The 17686-nt window shown below is 60.1% G+C and carries 15 protein-coding genes and 1 pseudogene; 8 read left to right on the forward strand and 8 right to left on the reverse strand.

The window, feature by feature from the left end; genetic code table 11:
- Positions 1-15: 15 nt before the first annotated feature.
- A complete protein-coding gene (gene cpaB / locus AC1RJ3_RS02000; RefSeq protein ID WP_493077200.1) occupies positions 16-957 on the reverse strand; it encodes a Flp pilus assembly protein CpaB in 942 nt (313 codons plus the stop codon).
- A gap of 322 nt (positions 958-1279) precedes the next feature.
- Here cpaB and AC1RJ3_RS02005 point away from each other — a divergent pair, with 322 nt between their 5' ends.
- The 4 genes from AC1RJ3_RS02005 to AC1RJ3_RS02020 all read left to right on the forward strand — a co-directional run bounded on the left by AC1RJ3_RS02005 (position 1280) and on the right by AC1RJ3_RS02020 (position 4446).
- Positions 1280-1483 (forward strand): Flp family type IVb pilin, encoded by a 204-nt coding sequence (locus AC1RJ3_RS02005; RefSeq protein WP_054595469.1) that lies wholly within the window; start codon positions 1280-1282, stop codon positions 1481-1483.
- A 52-nt stretch (positions 1484-1535) separates the two neighbouring features.
- A complete protein-coding gene (locus tag AC1RJ3_RS02010; RefSeq protein WP_054595470.1) occupies positions 1536-1949 on the forward strand; it encodes a response regulator in 414 nt (137 codons plus the stop codon).
- 38 nt (positions 1950-1987) lie between these two features.
- Positions 1988-2191, forward strand: a complete 204-nt coding sequence (locus AC1RJ3_RS02015) for a Flp family type IVb pilin (RefSeq protein ID WP_347928815.1) — start codon at positions 1988-1990, stop codon at positions 2189-2191.
- A gap of 179 nt (positions 2192-2370) precedes the next feature.
- The gene (locus AC1RJ3_RS02020; RefSeq protein ID WP_493077203.1) at positions 2371-4446 is read left to right on the forward strand and encodes an autotransporter family protein; all 2076 of its coding nucleotides are present in this window, start codon (positions 2371-2373) and stop codon (positions 4444-4446) included.
- 57 nt (positions 4447-4503) lie between these two features.
- Here the strand turns inward: AC1RJ3_RS02020 and AC1RJ3_RS02025 are convergent, their stop codons facing one another.
- Both AC1RJ3_RS02025 and AC1RJ3_RS02030 read right to left on the reverse strand, forming a co-directional pair.
- Positions 4504-6174: a ShlB/FhaC/HecB family hemolysin secretion/activation protein gene (locus AC1RJ3_RS02025; protein WP_493077205.1), complete on the reverse strand. Its 1671-nt coding sequence runs from the start codon at positions 6172-6174 to the stop codon at positions 4504-4506.
- 199 nt (positions 6175-6373) lie between these two features.
- Positions 6374-7930 (reverse strand): collagen-like triple helix repeat-containing protein, encoded by a 1557-nt coding sequence (locus tag AC1RJ3_RS02030; RefSeq protein ID WP_493077207.1) that lies wholly within the window; start codon positions 7928-7930, stop codon positions 6374-6376.
- A 389-nt stretch (positions 7931-8319) separates the two neighbouring features.
- Between AC1RJ3_RS02030 and AC1RJ3_RS02035 the strand changes: the two genes are divergently transcribed.
- Positions 8320-8769, forward strand: coding sequence for a DMT family transporter (locus AC1RJ3_RS02035; RefSeq protein ID WP_493077209.1), 450 nt, complete (start codon positions 8320-8322; stop codon positions 8767-8769).
- 20 nt (positions 8770-8789) lie between these two features.
- Here AC1RJ3_RS02035 and AC1RJ3_RS02040 read toward each other — a convergent pair whose 3' ends face one another.
- Together AC1RJ3_RS02040 and AC1RJ3_RS02045 are read right to left on the reverse strand one after the other, a co-directional pair.
- Complete coding sequence (locus tag AC1RJ3_RS02040) at positions 8790-9644, reverse strand: MaoC family dehydratase (RefSeq protein WP_493077211.1); 855 nt, start codon at positions 9642-9644, stop codon at positions 8790-8792.
- 2 nt (positions 9645-9646) lie between these two features.
- Positions 9647-10999 carry a 3-oxoacyl-ACP reductase gene (locus AC1RJ3_RS02045; RefSeq protein ID WP_489111315.1) on the reverse strand — a complete coding sequence of 451 codons (1353 nt, stop codon included), beginning with the start codon at positions 10997-10999 and terminating at the stop codon, positions 9647-9649.
- Positions 11000-11117: 118 nt separating this feature from the next.
- Between AC1RJ3_RS02045 and AC1RJ3_RS02050 the strand changes: the two genes are divergently transcribed.
- Complete coding sequence (locus AC1RJ3_RS02050; protein WP_493077214.1) at positions 11118-12395, forward strand: acetyl-CoA C-acetyltransferase; 1278 nt, start codon at positions 11118-11120, stop codon at positions 12393-12395.
- Here the strand turns inward: AC1RJ3_RS02050 and AC1RJ3_RS02055 are convergent.
- Complete coding sequence (locus AC1RJ3_RS02055; protein WP_054595479.1) at positions 12382-13410, reverse strand: bile acid:sodium symporter family protein; 1029 nt, start codon at positions 13408-13410, stop codon at positions 12382-12384. The genes AC1RJ3_RS02050 and AC1RJ3_RS02055 overlap by 14 nt on opposite strands.
- Before the next feature lie 83 nt (positions 13411-13493).
- On the opposite strand from AC1RJ3_RS02055, the gene AC1RJ3_RS02060 reads away from it, so the two are divergent.
- Positions 13494-14285, forward strand: coding sequence for an AraC family transcriptional regulator (locus tag AC1RJ3_RS02060; protein WP_493077216.1), 792 nt, complete (start codon positions 13494-13496; stop codon positions 14283-14285).
- A 176-nt stretch (positions 14286-14461) separates the two neighbouring features.
- On the opposite strand, the gene AC1RJ3_RS02065 is transcribed toward AC1RJ3_RS02060, so the two are convergent.
- The gene (locus AC1RJ3_RS02065; RefSeq protein WP_371917654.1) at positions 14462-15229 is read right to left on the reverse strand and encodes a methyl-accepting chemotaxis protein; all 768 of its coding nucleotides are present in this window, start codon (positions 15227-15229) and stop codon (positions 14462-14464) included.
- Between the two features lie 90 nt (positions 15230-15319).
- Positions 15320-16408: pseudogene (locus tag AC1RJ3_RS02070) on the reverse strand (cache domain-containing protein); the annotation flags it as partial.
- 368 nt (positions 16409-16776) lie between these two features.
- Between AC1RJ3_RS02070 and AC1RJ3_RS02075 the strand changes: the two are divergent.
- Positions 16777-17670, forward strand: coding sequence for a PA4780 family RIO1-like protein kinase (locus AC1RJ3_RS02075; RefSeq protein WP_054595482.1), 894 nt, complete (start codon positions 16777-16779; stop codon positions 17668-17670).
- Positions 17671-17686: the final 16 nt, after the last annotated feature.

The raw sequence follows: 17686 nt of genomic DNA on the forward strand, positions 1-17686 counted from the left end.
TGCACCCTTGCGCAATCAAGGGGTTTGTTGGGTGACCTGATTGCCGCGTATAACCTCGATGCCGCGCCGCGACACCTCTACCGTGCGGGTGTGGACGATGGTTTTCGGTGCAATGCCCTGGGCCAGTTGATTGAACTGGAATAGCTGACTGTTGGCGCTACTCAGGCGGGTGGATGAGTCGCTTTCACCGGCCCAGTATTTGGCCAGGAGCTGTTCTTCGCTGCTGCGTACGGCCAGGCGCAAGGTGCCGACCTGAGTCGCCAGCATCATTCGGCTGAGAAGCTGTTCGGGTACCGCCAGCACGACGCTGCGGGCCGCGATGCGGCGTTGATCCTGTTTGAGTTTTTCGTCGGTGCTGGCGGTGGGGGAGGCGGGTTTGCCTTCGTTGGTCAAGCCAAATTGTTCGCCAACGCCGAGTACACGCATGGCCGGAATGACGATTTGCGCCGAGTGCTGCGTATTGATGGCGTCCTGACGCAAGAACAACAGCACGTCGACGTAATCCCCCGGGATCAGTTGTCCGGCAGCGCCAATGACTTCGTCTACCGCCACCGCCAGCGCGCGTTCATCGCTGTGGATCATTCGTGCCAGCGCGCCGCCGGCCTCGAAACTCTCGTTGCTTAGCCAAGTGCCCGCGCTCAGGCGCCGCCAGGGTGTGCGGCCAACGGCCTGGTCCAGGCTGTTCAAGCTGCCGACGGGGGCGCTGCGGAGTTTTTCCAGGGTCAGGTCGGCGGCGGTGAGGGGGGTAAACGGCAGGACATCATGCACCAGAACGACGACGGCCTGGCGGGTCTGGTCTTCGGCGCTAGCAACGGTTTTTTCCAGCGCAACGGTGACAGGGGGGGTGACGGGTTCGATTGCTAGCGGTTGCCGGCTCAGCACCAACCCCCAGTACCCGACAATGACGGCTGCGACTAACAGTAGTCCAGCCAGACCCATAGTGACGCGGCTGTTCATGACGGCTCTCCCTTTCCTGCTGCACCATCGGCTCGTGACGTTCAACGAGTTGATTCGCAATCAGGCAGCTATGAACATGCAACTAATTCGCTATTTGAAAGTAGCGCAGCTAAATCAAAACGCCATCACCGGTCAAAAAAATAACTCACAACCGCATGACATTTCGGTTAATCCCCAGTCGTCACCATTCCGGTTAATACTTTGTGATTAATCGCTTATTACAGTTGCTGGCGCGGGGTTTGTTGGCAATGATCCGATGGCAAAGCGCAATCATGTTGTGCACCCGCTACATGTGCGTCCTCGGCGCATAAGGAGAAGTCGTATGTTCCTTAAATTCGTGCGGTATCTGTATATCCGCCTCCAGTTGTTCATGACCAGGACCGAGGGCGCTTCAGCCATTGAATATGCGTTGATTGTCGCGATGGTGGCGTTGATCGTCGTAGCCTTTATCCCAAATATGGGCAAGTCGGTTCATGACACTTTCAACAAAGTCATTACTGCACTGGGGGGGACGGTTGTGGCCTGACCAGTGGGGCCGCGCGCGAACCCGATTGTTTACTCAGTGACAGGAGTCGCACATGAACGCTTCTTCAACTGCGCGCCAACAGTTGCTTTTGGTGGACGACGAAGAAGACGCCCTGTTGGAACTTGCGGAATTGCTGGAGGGCGAGGGCTTTTGTTGCTACACCGCAACCTCGGTCAAACTCGCGTTGCAGCATCTGACTCGTCACCCCGATATCGCGTTGGTCATCACCGATCTGTGCATGCCCGAAGAGAGTGGCATGTCATTGATCCGCCGTTTGCGTGAACACACATCCCGACAGCACTTGCCGGTGATCGTGACCTCCGGCCATGCCGACATGGACGACGTCAGCGACATGCTGCGCTTGCAGGTGCTGGACCTGTTTCGCAAACCGATCTATCACGTTCGCCTTCTGGAGACCCTGGACAACCTGTTCCCGCAATCGAAGATGCACCGTGTCAGTCCTTAGAACCTTCAGAGTGTTCTACATCTTGCAGGAGAAGTCGTATGTTCCTTCATTTTGTGCAGTATCTGTCCATTCGATTCCAGCTGTTCATGAGCCGGACCGAGGGTGCTTCGGCGATTGAGTACGCGCTGATCGTTGCGATGGTGGCCCTGGTAGTTGTTTCCTTTATCGCGCCGCTAGGGGATTCGGTGAAAGCCACCTTCAACAAGGTCGTCGGTGCATTGGGCGGCGTGCAGGTCACTTGACCCATTGAAAAAACTGACGTCATTCATTTGGCATTTTTTGGTGGTGTCTAAATGATGGCACCTGTATATTGCCCGCGCCTGAACCAGCCCCCGCTGGTTGGCCGGTATGGATGCCTGAAAGAAGCTGGGCGCGCCTGCTGAAAAACGCGTCTTCCATAGGCTTCTGAAGGGAACCTGCATTGAACACCTCTTGCCTGCGCCGCTCGTTGTTGGCGCTTTCCGTGGCTGCTGCCGCGATTCATACCCCTGTTATTGCCGCACCTTTGAACCTGATCAACGACGGCTCGATCACGGCCTACGGTGACGGGGCTTTTGGCATCAAGGATCAGGGCGGTGTTGTGACCAACAACGTCCTGAATTCGGGCAGTATCGCTGTCAGCGGAGTGAACGCGACCGGGATGGCACTGATCGGTACCCGCATCGGTAACAGTGTGATCAACCAGGGCACGATCACCGCCACGGGCGCCAACGCAGAAGCGTTGCGACTGGATGGTGCTACGTTCGCGCCGACCCCTGGTGTCAGATCGTTCAGCATTTACAACACTGGTCTGATCTCCGGCGAAAGCCTCGGTATTCATGTCAGCAACCAACCGGCCAGTGGCCGTTTCATGTCGATCGATCAACAGTATGGTTCGATCGAAGGCGGTAACGCGGCCATTCAGGTCGACGACGGAGAAGCCTATTTCTACTGGAATGGCGGTAACGTCAAAGGCAATCTAATGGGCCTTTCCGGCGTGAAGATCAATGGTGATGTGAACTTCGACGGTTCGACCATCCAGGCTGGCTACATCACGGTGGAAAAGGGCGAGCTGACGCTACAGCAGGCCCACACCACGATCATCGGCGAATTCGACATGGAAGAGCCGAGTTCGGTGTTGCATATGTTCCTGGGCAACGACACCAACCCCAATCTTCCGGTGCTCAAGGTCACCGGCCTGGCGGACATCGGCCCAGGTGCTCGTCTTGAGTTGAAGGCGCGCTCCGAAGACTTCCGTACGGCTAATGGCGGTACCCGTTATACCTTGATCAGCTCCGGCAAGCTGGAAGGCGGCGAAAACCTGACGGTTTCGTCTTCTTCGGCGTTGCTGGAAGTGAAGAGCTACGGCGTCGAGGGCAACGACGTGAAGGCATTGGTCGATGCCAAGGGTGAGGCCGTCGTGGGGCAAAACGTTCTGAATGCCGGTGGTTCCTCGAACGCCGCCAGTGCGGCAGCGCGTGTCTCGAATGGCTTGATGACCAAGCTGGATGAACATGATCCAGTGTTCCAGGCCTTCGCCAACGCCAGCAGCGACGCCGAACTGGCCAAACTGGCTGAAAAGCTCACTCCTGACGTCAGCGGCGGTGCGACCCAAGCTGCCGTCAGCGGACAGTCGTTGATCAACAGTGTGATCAACACGCGCTCCAGCAGTGCCCGCAGCGGTTTGTCCTCGGGTGATGTGTTGGCCGAAAAAGGCGTGTGGCTGCAAGCCTTGAACAGCGATGCCGATCAAGGCTCGCGCGGCGGTGTCGCCGGTTATAGCGCCAACAGTCAGGGTATTGCGGTGGGCGCTGACGGTCAGTTGAATGCCGACACCACGCTGGGTATCGCTTACAGCTACCTGAACAGCAACGTGACGTCCGACGCCGGGAGCAAGACCGATGTGATCGGTAACGCGCTGACGCTGTACGGCAACTGGACTCACGACAATTTCTTTGTCGACACCTCGCTGACCTATGGCTGGAATACCAACGAGTCCAAACGCTACATCGCCGGCACCCGTGCCAAGGGCGATTACGACAGTGATATCTTCGGCGTGAACGCGTTGGCCGGTTACACTTTGCGCTTCAATCAGCAGGTAGTGCTGGAGCCGCAGGTCGGCGCGCGCTATGCCAACGTAGCGATCGATGCGTACCGCGAGAAGGGCAGTTCGGCCGCGTTGAACGTCGGCAGCCAGCGTTATGAAGTGGGTGAGATGGGCCTCGGTGCACGCCTGGCCGCGGCCTTCGATGTCGGCGCCGGCAGCCTCCAACCCGAAGCCAAGGCCATGGCGTGGCACGACTTCATCGGTGACCAGGCCAACGCGACCTCGACCTTTGTGCTCGGCGGCACACCGTTCACCACCAGCGGTGCGAAACCTGCGCGTGACAGTTATGAACTGGGTCTGGGCGCCACCTACCGGATCGGTGCCTGGAGCGTGGGCGGTTCGTATGATTACCTGACCAAAGCCGACTTCAATGCAGACACCTTCACCGCCAAGGTTCGCTACGATTTCTGATTGATTGGCTGTCACCCAAGCGACCCGCCATGAGCGGGTCGTTTTGTTTCTGCGGCTCTACAACTGGTAGCTGAAACTGATGCTGTAACGCGTACGCCGATTGAAAGTGTCCAGTGCTTCATCGGACATCGCCTTGCCCGCTTCCAGGGCGATGTTGTAGTACCTGGCGTCACCGAAGCGCAGGCCGACGGCCACCGAGGACAGGTTACTGCCTTGTATCGGCAGGGTGTTGAACCAGGTTTTCGCGCGGTCCAGTACGACGTAGGGCTGCAGGATGCGCACCCAGTTACCGGCGCGATTGAAGCTGTAGTTGACTTCATAAGCCGCGCCCCAGCCCTTATCGCCGGAGGCCTGGTCGTCGGGGTAGCCACGACCGAAGTTCTGCCCGCCGAATACCGCACGCTCGCTGTCGGGCAGGGTGTCGTCGGTCCAGTACAGCGCGGCTGACAGCACACCTTGCCAGTTGTCGAAGAACTTGTTGCTTTGCACACCCGAGAGTCGCAGGCGGAAGAAGTCCAGGTCATAGGTCGGGTTGTTGGTGTTGGCACCCATGCCATTGATGCCCTGGTACACGCCGCCACTGATGATGCGCAGTTGTCGGTCATCGGCTTTGCGCCAGTCACCTTCGAAGGCCAGGGCGCGGATGTCGGTTTTTTCATCGACCGTAATCGGATAGCCAAGCACTTTGTAGCGGGTCATGTCGTCGACCGCATACAAGCGCGTGGTGAGCGTGAGCAGTTTGGTGGGTGAGGCAATCAGTGGATGGCTGAACCCAATGGAGTAGCGATCGTTTTCGCGGTGTGATTTGAGTTGCAGGCCGTTGTCCAGTTGCACAAGCGTCGCCGGGTCGGCGCGGTAGCGCGAACCGGACAACAGCAGTTGCGTGCCTTCGGCATTGAGGAACTGGTTGTAGTCCAGGCGGTAGTATTTTTCGTGGTCATCACCCGGTGGAAACAGACCGCTGAGGGTGATCTGCTCACCCATCGACGTTTGCGAGTTGCTGCTGACACCGAGCAAGGCTTTGGTGCCTTTGCGGTTGTCTTCGGTGGTGCTCAGGCTACTGGCGAACGGTTTGCGACTGGCCTGCGCGATCAAGTAGGTCGCGCCGTCGGTAGTGCCCGGTGGCGGCACTTGCGCTTGTACAGTGACGCCGGGAATGCGGCTCATCAAGGTGGTGTAGCGCTCGAAAGTCTTGCGCGTCAGCGGGCGTTCGGCCTGCAGCTTGGCCACCAGTTTGTCGAGCAGGCTCTTTACCCGACCGACATCGCCCTGCAATTGATAGTTCTTGATATAGCCCTCTACCAACACCACGCGCACCACGCCTTTATCGAAGGTTTGCTGTGGCAGGAACGCGTAGGACAGCAAATAACCATCCTCCTGATAGCGTCGGGTGATGCTGCGTGTCGCTTCGATCAGTTGCGCGAGGGTGGTTTCATGGCCAAGCAACGGTTGATAGACGGCCCCCAGTTCGCGCAATGGGTAAAGGGTCCCGCCTTCAATTTGCACGGTGCGCACGCTGACCTTGGTGCCCATCGTCAAGGGTTGTGCCGAGGTGGCGGCAGGCTCCGGGACTTGCAGCTTTGGCGTGGCCGGACGGTAGGCATCGGCAGGCAGGTTGGGGACAGGCAGGTTGCGGGTGGTTTCGTTGCTATTGAGGAAAGCGGGGAGGGAGTCGGCATAAACACCAGAACAACAGCTGAGCAGCAACAAGCAAGTCAAAGCGCGCATAGAACACCCCATGATCAAAACCGCAGCATTGCGAAAAGATCTTCGATCAGCTGTTCCCGTCAGGTTCTGAGGACGTGATTCGGAGACAGCCGACGTCTTGCGCCAACATAGAAAAAGACGGAAGACCCATTTGAATCCTCCGTCTCCAACCAAGCGTAGGCGCTGTAGGAATGGCCGTCGAATCGGCCAGGTGCAATGACTACTTGGTACCCGTCAATGTGCCGGTCAAACTGCCCAGCACACCGAGCCCACTGGTAGTACCGCCAGAGGTCGTGCCGGTGAGCAGGTTGCTGACGGTAGTCCCTGCGGCGGTCACGGTATTGCTGACCGCAGTGACAACCGGGGTGGTGGCGGCAGCGGTGATGTTGGTGCCTGCGCCGCTGATGGCGACACCGCTGGTGACTGGATTCAACGCAGCACCGAGCGTTGCGCCAACTGCGGCCAGAGGCGCGGTCGGCGCCGTATTGGCGATACCCGTACCGCCCAGGAGCGTACCTGTTCCAGCCACCAGGTTACCCGCCGAGCCGCCCGTTACTGCGGCAGAGCTGATCGTTGGGTTGGTGCTGCCGGCGTTGAGTCCGCCAGCGACATTCACGACTGCACCGCCGACGGTTTCCAGCAGCCCGCTGCCCGTCAGACCACCCACTCCACCCGCCGTACCCGACGTGCTCGTCAGGCCACCGGCCGCGCCAGTGGTGGTTGCCGTGTTAGCCAGTGCGCCACCGATGATGTTGGTCAGCGGATTGCTGGTGCTCGAGGTGGCGACATTGCTGCCCAAACCACCGAGTGCGCCGCTGACGTTGTTGAGCAGACCATTGACCGGGGCGCTTAGCCCGGTGGCACTGGCGACCTTTCCTGTCAGTCCTTCAGCCAATGTGACCACCGGAACCAGCGTGTTGGTGCCCACACCATTGCTCAACGAACCCAGCGGACCACTGCTGGTCACGGTGCTCAAGGTGTTGCCGAGCATGGAAACGCTATTGCCTACCCCACCCACCACGGGAGCAACCTGAGTGATCAGGCCGCCGACCAGCGGAATGCTTTGAGTGGTTGTCGACAGTTTGCCGCTCAGATCCGTCACGCCGTTGCCGACGTCAGTCACGACATTACCGACCACGGCTGTGGTTTTACTCACCGCCAGTGGATTCGAGCCCAGTGTCCCGAGGCCGCTGCTCAGGCCTCCGCCCAAGCTATCGACCACATTGCCCGTCGTATTGACGGCACTTTGAAGGACGCCGCCGACTACCGGAAGGGGGGCGACGGCAGTGCCGAGATCGCTCACGCCAGCACCTACACCGCTGATGGTATTGCCCAGATCGGAAACCAGCGTACTGGTTGTCAGGGCAGGGCTGGTGGTGCCGCCACCGGTTCCGCCAGTCCCGCCGCCTGTTCCTGTCGTGCCGCCGGTAGTGCCACCGGTTCCGCCTGTTCCTGCCGTGCCGCCGGTAGTGCCACCGGTTCCGCCAGTACCTGCCGTGCCGCCGGTAGTGCCACCGGTTCCGCCTGTTCCTGCCGTGCCGCCGGTAGTGCCACCGGTTCCGCCAGTACCCGCCGTACCGCCACCACTGCCGTCCGTACCACCGCTGCTACCCGAACCACTGGAGCCGCCTGCACCTGCGGCACCCGCGGCGCTATCAGGTGATGAGCTGCCGGGACTGCTGTGATGACCGCCACCGCCGCTGCTGCAACCGGTCAGGCTGAGACTCAGGACCAACGCCAATGCAGTACTGGTTTTCAACAAAACGTGAGAGCTCATGAGTAAGTTTCCTTGCACCTGTCACAACGATCACTGTTTTCGATGGCCTGCCAGTTCTGTTGCTGGCAATGCCTCGTCCGTTGCTTATCTATCTAATGCAGGTGCTGTTTCATGCCATTCTCAACTTGGTATTAACCACTTATATATCGCGGATCGGGTTGTACTTGAGGGCTAATACCAACGGTATGAAAGGGTGCGCTTTCTTATAATAAAACCCTTATAAATCAATGAGCGGTGTTTTCTTGAAAGCCGTGAGGCACTTCGAAAAACTTAAGTTATATATATACAATTAACCAGGGGCGATCAGGCGTGGCTGCACGCAAATGTCGCCCACGGTTCATCCGAGGGCGGCGTATACTGCGCGCCTCATTTACTCAGTGGAGAACAGCATGCCGGCCCCCGTCTGGTGGTTGCTTTGCCTGCCTTTTGTCGCGGGTGCGTTTTTGCCCTTGCAGGCCGGTATCAATGGCCAATTGGCCAAACAGGTGTCGAGCGTACTGGCCGCCGCGCTGATTTCGTTTTTTGTCGGCACCGTGGCGTTGTTGCTGCTGGTCGTGATGCAGCGCGAAACCCCGGCATTGGAGACCCTCAAAAGCCTGACCTGGTGGCACTGGAGCGGTGGTCTGCTCGGCGCATTTTTTATTACCACGGCGGCTTTCGCCGGACCGCGCATCGGCGCCATGCTGTTCATGGCACTGGTGCTGGCCGGGCAACTGGGGATGGCGATGACCCTGGATCATTTCGGCTGGGCCGGGTTTCGCGAAGCACCCGTCAGCGCCGGCAAAATTGCCGGGCTGGTGTTGATCATGGCGGGTGTGTTCTTTATCAGGCGCGGCTGATTCGGCGCGGCTGAGCCGTTTCAGGCAAGCGGTCGCCAGGTGCCGGACATGTGTTCCAGATCCCCGGCGCCGATCACCTTGAAGTCACCGCTTGAGCCGGCAACGCTGGTCAGCAAGCAGACCTCGCTGGGCAAGCGCACGGGCTTCTTGAACTGCACGGCAATCTCGATGTTCGACGTCGGCAGATGCCCGCTCAGGGCCGCGAGGGTGCGCGCCTTGATCCACAAACCGTGGGCGATGGCCCGGGGGAAACCGAAGAGTCTGGCGCTGGGAGCGCTCAGGTGAATCGGGTTGTAGTCACCGGAAACCCTGGCGTAGCGCCGGCCAATCTCACTGGGCGCCCACCAGCGGGTGACCTCGTTCATGGTCAGGGCAGAATCCGTCGACGGCTCAATTGCTTCGCCGGGAAGCTTCACGCCTTTGCAGAGCATCTGGCTTTCGGCTTCCCAGAGCGGCCCGAGTGCGTCGTCAATCGTGGTGATCAACTCAAACACCGCGCCCTTGGCGTGGGGTTGCAGGTTCTGCACCCGCACGCTTACCCGCACTCGAGCGACTGCGCCCAAGGGGCGCAGAATACGGATGCGATTGGCCAGGTGAACCAGCCCCAGCAGCGGAAACGGAAACGTCCTGGCTGTGAGCAATTGCATCTGCAGGGCGAACGCCAGCACATGAGGATAGGTCGGTGGCAACAGGCCGTTATCGGTAAACCCGCACACCTTGCGATAGGCTGCCAAACGCTTGAGGTCAACGTTGACCCAGCAACGAAAGCCATCCTCGGGCAGGGTGGTGCCGGTGATCTTGCGCCGCGTCGCCGCCCGCCAATACAACTCGGGCAAGTACGGTGTAGTGCTCTGTGAATGCCAATCTGTTTCCATGTTCAGGCCCCCAAGACACTTTGCCCACACACCCGCAGCGCTTGCCCGCTGACCGCTCCGCTGCCGGGTTGGGCCAGCCAGGCGACGGCTTCAGCAACGTCTTGCGGCAGTCCGCCTTGGCCCAGTGAACTCATGCGTCGCCCCGCCTCACGCAAGGTAAATGGAATCTGCGCGGTCATTCGGGTTTCGATAAAGCCAGGGGCGACGGCGTTGATGCTGATTCCGCGCGCTGCCAACAGTGGCGCCCAGGCCTGCGCCAGACCGATCAGTCCGGCCTTGCTCGCGGCGTAATTGGCTTGCCCGCGATTGCCGGCGATGCCGCTGATCGACGCCAGCAGAATCACCCGAGCGTTATCGTGCAGGGCGCCGCCGTCGAGCAGCGCTTTGGTCAATACTTGCGGTGCATTCAGGTTCACTGCAAGCACCGCATCCCAGAATTCCGGTGTCATGTTGGCCAGGGTTTTATCGCGGGTGATGCCCGCGTTATGAACCACAATGTCGATGCCGTTCGGTAATTGCTCGATCAATTGCGCAGCGGCGTCTTCGGCGCAGATATCGAGGGTGATGCTGTGGCCGCCGAGGCGGGCGGCGAGGGCATCGAGATCGGTCTTGGCCGGTGGTACGTCGAGCAGCATCACCTGCGCCCCGTCGCGGGCCAGGGTTTCGGCGATCGATGCGCCGATCCCGCGAGCGGCGCCCGTGACCAGCGCCGTGCGCCCCGCCAACGGGCGAGTCCAGTCCTGGACCTGAGTGTCGCAAGCGTTCAGCCGCACAACCTGTCCCGAGACATAAGCACTCTTTGGCGAGAGGAAAAACCGCAGCGCCCCTTCGAGTTGGCCTTCAGCTCCGGCCCCCACATACAGCAACTGCAAGGTGCCGCCACTACGCAACTCTTTGGCCAGCGAGCGACTGAAGCCTTCGAGTGCACGTTGGGCACTGGCGGCGAACGGGTCACTCAAGGTTTCCGGTGCGCGCCCGAAAATCACCAGATGGGCGCTGTGCTCGAGGTTTTTCATTAACGGTTGAAAGAACTCACGCAGCTGCTTGAGTTGCCCGGTCTGCATCAGGTCACTGGCGTCGAACACCACGGCCTTGAGCTTGGGACCGTGGCCCGGAATCCACGCCTGGGCCAGCGAGGGTTCGGGGCCGTAGCTGTAAATCTGCTCGGTGAGTTTGTTGGCGAACGCGCTGACGTTCTGTGACAGCGGGCCGCCACCGATCAACAGCGCGCCATTGACGGGCCGTAGGCGACCGGCCTCCCAGCGTTCCAGACGAACCGGCGACGGCAGGCCAAGGGCCCCGACCAGGCGGTGGCCGAGGGCCGAATTGGCGAAGTCGATATAACGGTCAGACATGGAAGGCTCTCCGGCAGTGGGGGTTCAAGGTGTGGACCATGAATCGCGATCAGTCGTTCGACCCACGAGATAAGGCCTACGCTTGTGGGTTATGCCTTTCACAGAATAGGAGCTTTTCATGACTCAGTTGCGCCGCGTTGCGATCATCGGCGGTAATCGCATTCCTTTTGCTCGCTCCAACGGGCCGTATGCCACTGCCAGTAATCAGTCAATGCTGACGGCGGCGCTCGAAGGCTTGATCGAACGCTACAACCTGCATGGCCTGCGCATGGGCGAAGTGGTGGCGGGGGCGGTACTCAAGCTTTCCCGGGACCTCAACTTGACCCGCGAATGTGTGCTCGGCTCGCGACTGTCACCGACCACCCCGGCCTATGACATTCAGCAGGCCTGCGGCAGCGGGCTGGAAGCGGCGTTGCTGGTGGCGAACAAGATTGCCCTGGGGCAGATCGACTGCGGCATTGCCGGTGGTGTCGACACCACATCGGATGTGCCGATCAGTGTCAGCGACGGCTTGCGCAAGATTCTGCTGCAAGCCAATCGTGCCAAGAGCACCGGCGACAAGCTGAAAACTTTCCTGCAATTGCGTCCCCGGCATTTGATCCCCGAGTTTCCGCGCAACGGCGAGCCGCGCACGGGGTTATCGATGGGGCAGCATTGCGAGTTGATGGCGCAGACCTGGAACATTCCCCGTGCCGAGCAGGATCAACTGGCGCTGGAAAGCCACCAGAAAATGGCCGCGGCCTACGCCGAAGGCTGGCAGAACGATCTGATGACCCCGTTCCTCGGCCTGACCCGCGACAACAACCTGCGCCCGGACGTGACACTGGAAAAACTCGCGTCATTGAAACAGGCATTCGACAAGAGCGACAAAGGCACGCTCACCGCCGGCAACTCGACACCGCTGACCGATGGCGCGTCGCTGGTGCTGCTCGGCAGTGAGGAGTGGGCGAAAGAGCGCGGCCTGCCGATCCTCGCTTACTGGCGCGACGGCGAAGCGGCAGCGGTGGATTTCGTCAACGGCGCCGAAGGATTGCTGATGGCGCCGGTCTACGCCGTGCCGCGTTTGCTGGCACGCAACGGCCTGACCTTGCAGGACTTCGACTACTACGAAATCCACGAAGCCTTCGCCGCGCAAGTGCTCTGCACCTTGAAGGCCTGGGAAGACCCGGATTACTGCAAAAACCGGCTCGGCCTCGATGCCGCGCTAGGCTCGATCGACCGCAGCCGACTCAACGTCAAAGGCAGTTCACTGGCCGCCGGGCATCCGTTTGCCGCGACCGGTGGGCGCATCGTCGCCAACCTTGCCAAGCTGCTCGACGCCGCCGGGAAGGGGCGCGGATTGATCTCGATCTGCGCCGCCGGAGGTCAGGGAGTGACCGCCATTATTGAGCGCTGAGAACCGCAGTGTTTTGTTGTTCGGCCAATACCCGATTGCGGTTGGCATAACGCTCGGCCATCACCGAGCAGACGATCAACTGCAGCGGGTGATAGATCATGATCGGCAACAGGATCAGACCGAGCCCCGGGTTGGCACCGAAGATCAGCGCGGCCATCGGTGCACCGGCGGCCAGGGATTTTTTACTGGCGCAGAACACTGCAGCGATCTCATCGGCGGGGCTGAACTTCAGGGCACGGGCGGTGCGGGTGGTCATCCACAGAATGATCGCCAGCAGCATGGCACTGCCGAGCAATGCGCTGAGAATCACCGTATTGCCCTGTTGCTGCCACATCCCGGAAACCATCGAGTTGCAGAACGCCGCGTAGACCAGCAGCAGGATCACCAGTTTGTCGACGATGTTGGTGTAGCGCTTGTGGCGACTGAAAAACTTGCCGAACGGCGGCCGCAGCAACTGACCCAGTACCAGCGGCAACAGCAACATGGCACAGAGATCGAGCAGGGTTGAACCCAGGTCGATGCCGCCAGCGCCGCTGCCCACCACCAGGCTCACCAGTAATGGCGTGAGGAAAATTCCCAGTACGCTGGACAGGCTCGCGTTGAGAATCGCCGCCGGCACGTTGCCACCGGCGCTGCCGGTCAAGGCCACGGAAGAGGAAATGGTCGAGGGCAGGGCGCACAGGTAGAAGAACCCGAGCATCAGCAGCGACGGAATGTGTGAGCCCAGCAGCTTGTCGCTTATCAGCCATATCAGCGGGAACACCAGAAAGGTGAAGCCCTGGACCATCAGGTGCAGGCGCCAGTTTTTCAAACCGTGGCGGATTTGCTCGCTCGACAGGTTGACCCCGTGCAGGAAGAACACCAGGAACACGCCAATGTTGATCACCCACTCAGCATGCATCGCGCCCCCCGTTGCACCGAAGTGCGGGAAGACCCAGGACAGCAGCGTGGCGATCAGCATCCCGCACAGGAACCAGTCGGTGACCACGCGTTTGAGGTGTTTGAAGGCATGCATAACGGGCACCGAAGGCATTGTCAGAAGGGATGACCTAGCCTAAGGTCAAGACTTTCGCCCGTCTTGCGACATAAGGCCAACCAATGCCGGCTAACGGACAAATTTCCCTTGAACGGACCATCCCGACCCTGACAGCGTTGCCGCGCCCGCTATATGCCCGTGCGGAAAGCCTCAGCGCCGGCTCGTGGACGCCACCTCATCGCCACGATTGGGTGCAGTTTTCCTACGCCATCAGTGGTGTGCTCGGCGTACACACCGCCGAGGGCAGTTTCTTTGCGCCGCCGCAGTGGGGGATCTGGATTCCGGCTGATCTGGAGCACCAGGTGGTGACCTCGATGCGCGCGGAAATGCGCAGCCTCTATGTACGGCGCGAGGCATGCGCCTGGGCGGACGAGCGTTGTCGGGTGCTGGAAGTCACGCCGCTGGCGCGTGAGCTGATCAAGAGTTTTTGCCTGTTGCCGGTGGACTACCCAGAGGGTGACAGCCGTGAAGCACGCCTGGTCGAGGTGCTGCTGGATCAGCTGGCGAGCCTGCCGGAAGTCGGTTTCTCTCTGCCGTTGCCACGTCACCCGCGTTTGCTTGGGTTGTGTAACGAACTGATCGAAAGCCCTGAACAGAACGTGACGTTGCATGAATGGGCCGAACGATTGGGGACGTCGGAGAAAACCTTGATGCGCCTGTTCCAGCGTGAAACCGGATTGAGTTTCCGCAGCTGGCGCCAGCGCATGCGGCTGTTGTCGTCATTGAGTTTGCTGGAAGACGGTAACAGCGTGACCACGGCGGCGCTGTCCAGCGGTTATGACTCGACGTCGGCGTTTATTGCCGCGTTCAAAAGCCTGTTCGGGTTTACCCCGGGAGAGTTGTTCAAACAGTAATTGTGGCGAGGGAGCTTGCTCCCGCCGGCCGGTCCGCACTCGGGCGAAGCAGTCGTAATCCAGAAAATGTGGTCTACCTGATAGACCGCGTTGACTGAATGGGGACCGCTTCGCGCTCCAGCGGGAGCAAGCTCCCTCGCCACAGGGGGCAGTGTCTGCTGGGGCGATCGAGGTGATTAAGTACGGAACCGTCGCACCAGCCCGTCCAGCTCATTCGACAACCCCGCCAGACTCTGGGAGTCGAGCCGTGCCGAGTTGGCCAGTTCGGCCACCAACTGCGCATCGCCATGGATCTGGCTGATGTGTCGGTTGATGTCTTCGGCGACCTGATGCTGTTCTTCGGCGGCGGTGGCGATCTGGGTGTTCATGTCGCGGATCACATCCACCGATTCGCGAATCTGCCCGAAACTGTTGCGCGCTTCGCCGATCCGGCTGACCGACTGTTGCGACACCTCGAGGCTGGCGTGCATTTGCTGGGTGACCTGGCTGGTGCGCTTGGCCAGGTTGCCGAGCAGTCCGTCGATTTCCGCGGTGGAATCGGCCGTGCGTTTGGCCAGTGCGCGAACCTCATCGGCCACCACCGCAAAACCACGACCCTGCTCGCCAGCGCGAGCCGCTTCGATCGCAGCGTTCAGTGCCAGCAGGTTGGTTTGCTCGGCGATGGAGCGAATGGTGCCGAGGATTGACTGAATGTCATTGCTGTCGCGTTCCAGCTGCTGCATCGACTGCGCCGATTGTTCGATTTCCTGGCTCAACTTGTCGACGCTGTGCACGGCGGCATCGATCTGTTGCTGACCTTCGCGGGCCTGACGCTGGCCGCTGTCGGCCGACTCGGCGGCCTGGCTGCAGGAGCGCGCGACTTCGTTGGCGGTGGCGACCATCTCGTGGAACGCCGTGGACACCATGTCCACCGCTTCACGTTGGCGCCCGGCGGCGTCGGCCATGTCGCTGGAGACCTGGGTCGCGCTTTGCGAGTTGGCAAGAATTTTGGTCGCAGCGCCGCCGATGTGCTGGATCAGGCTGCGAATCGCGGCGAGGAACTGGTTGAACCAGTTGGCCAGTTGCGCGGTTTCGTCGCTGCCACGGATCTGCAGGTTCTGGGTCAAGTCACCTTGACCTTGGGCGATGCCTTCCAGACCGCTGGCGACGCTGCGGATCGGCCGCACGATGAGGCTGGCGAAACTGGCGCCGACCACGGCGAAGAATACCGCCAGTACGGCGGCGATGATCGCGATCAGCCAAGTCAGCGCAGTGGCAGAGCTCATCACGTCGGTTTGCTTGATCAGGCCGATGAAGGTCCAGCCCAGTTGCTCCGACGGCCAGACGTTGGCCATGTAGCGCTCGCCGTTCAACTCGACTTCGACCAGGCCTTTGCCAGCCTTGGCCAGTTGCGCGTAACCGTCGCCCAGGCTGCCCAGCGCTTTGAAGTTGTGCTCTGGCTGTTTCGGGTCGACCAGCACCGTGCCGTTGTTTTCCATCAGCATCAGGTAGCCGGTTTCACCGAGCTTGATCTGTTTGACGATCTCGGTGAGCTGCTTGAGCGTCACGTCGATGCTGACCACGCCGCCATTGGCGCCGAGCTTATTGTCGAGGGTGCGCACGGTACTGACGTAAGTCGCATCATCCTGAGCCCAGTAATAAGCCTCGGTGCGAAACGGTTTGCCCGGTTTGGCTTGCGCTGCCTTGTACCAGGGACGTTGGCGCGGGTCGTAATTGGCCAGTTTCGGGTCATCGGGCCAGGACACGTAACCCCCGGCACTGGTGCCGACGATGGCGTACGCGTACGACGGATGACTGGCGCCCAGGTCTTGCAGCAAGGCAAACACCTGCTTGTCCATCTCGCCTTGCGGAATTTCCGTCGCATTGGCGCTCATGTAGGTTTTGAGACTGGCGTCGGTGTTTTTGATCAGCGGCTGGGAGGCCAGGTAGTTGACGTTCTGGCTGATGCCGTCGAAGAACAGTTGCATGGCGTTGCTGACCTGGCGGATCTCTCGACCGCTGCCGTCGACAAAGTTATCTTTGGCATCGCTGCGCAGGTTCATGACCACCAGGGTGGCGACCAGCACAACCGGCAAGCAGGCGATGATTGCAAACGCCCACGTCAGTTTTTGTTTGATGTTCATCCGCGCTCCAGTTTTTTTCTTATTAAGCCCACGTAGTGCTGACGCCCCGCGGATTGTCGGACAAACTCCTTTCTCTTTGATGACTTCGGCCGCCAGAGGCGGAAATTGAGGACTATTGGTAAAAATCCTACAAGGAGTGGCTTGTCTGATCTCAGACGCTGTCGCAAATGCCTGCTGATCCAGTCGCCAACGTGCGGCTGACTCTCGGCTATGATCTTCGTCGCTCAACAGGGTTTACCTGATTAATCTGGCACATTGGGTGCATCTGCAACGTTCATAGGTCGGCAACCCCTCCCCGACGGGAGAGGATTGCCGTATAACGAGTGACATTCGCGTGTTTGGTAATAAAGGACCCACAATAAAAGCTGATGAAGACTCCAAAACGCATTGAACCGCTGATCGAGGACGGTCTGGTTGACGAGGTGCTGCGCCCACTCATGAGTGGTAAAGAAGCAGCTGTTTATGTGGTGCGCTGCGGCAACGAGTTACGTTGCGCCAAGGTTTACAAGGAGGCGAATAAACGAAGTTTTCGTCAGGCGGCCGAGTATCAGGAAGGTCGCAAGGTCCGTAACAGCCGTCAGGCTCGCGCGATGGCCAAGGGCTCCAAGTTCGGTCGTAAAGAAACCGAAGACGCCTGGCAGAACGCCGAGGTTGCGGCATTGTTCCGTTTGGCCAGTGCCGGGGTGCGAGTCCCCAAGCCGTTCGACTTCCTGGAAGGCGTGCTGCTGATGGAACTGGTGGCGGACGAGTACGGCGATGCCGCGCCGCGTCTCAATGACGTGGTGCTGGAAGCGGATCAGGCGCGTGAATACCACGCCTTCCTGATTTCACAGATCGTGCTGATGCTGTGTACCGGTCTGGTGCACGGTGACCTGTCCGAGTTCAACGTACTGCTGACCCCGGATGGTCCGGTGATCATCGACTTGCCCCAGGCAGTCGATGCTGCTGGCAACAACCACGCGTTCAGCATGCTGGAGCGCGACGTGGGCAACATGGCCTCGTACTTCGGGCGCTTTGCGCCGGAGTTGAAGCGGACCAAGTACGCCAAGGAAATGTGGGCCCTGTATGAAGCCGGCACCCTGCACCCGGCCAGCGTCCTGACCGGTGAGTTCGACGAGCCGGAAGAGCTGGCGGACGTGGGCGGCATCATGCGTGAGATCGAGGCCGCACGCCTTGACGAGGAGCGACGGCAAGCGGTTCGCGCCGCAGACGACGCCCCACCAGGTAAAACCGAAGAACCGCCTCCACCGTGGATGCAGTGATCGGTTGAATAAAAAA

The sequence above is a fragment of the Pseudomonas sp. GW822-FHT04C11 genome, from assembly GCF_058800905.1.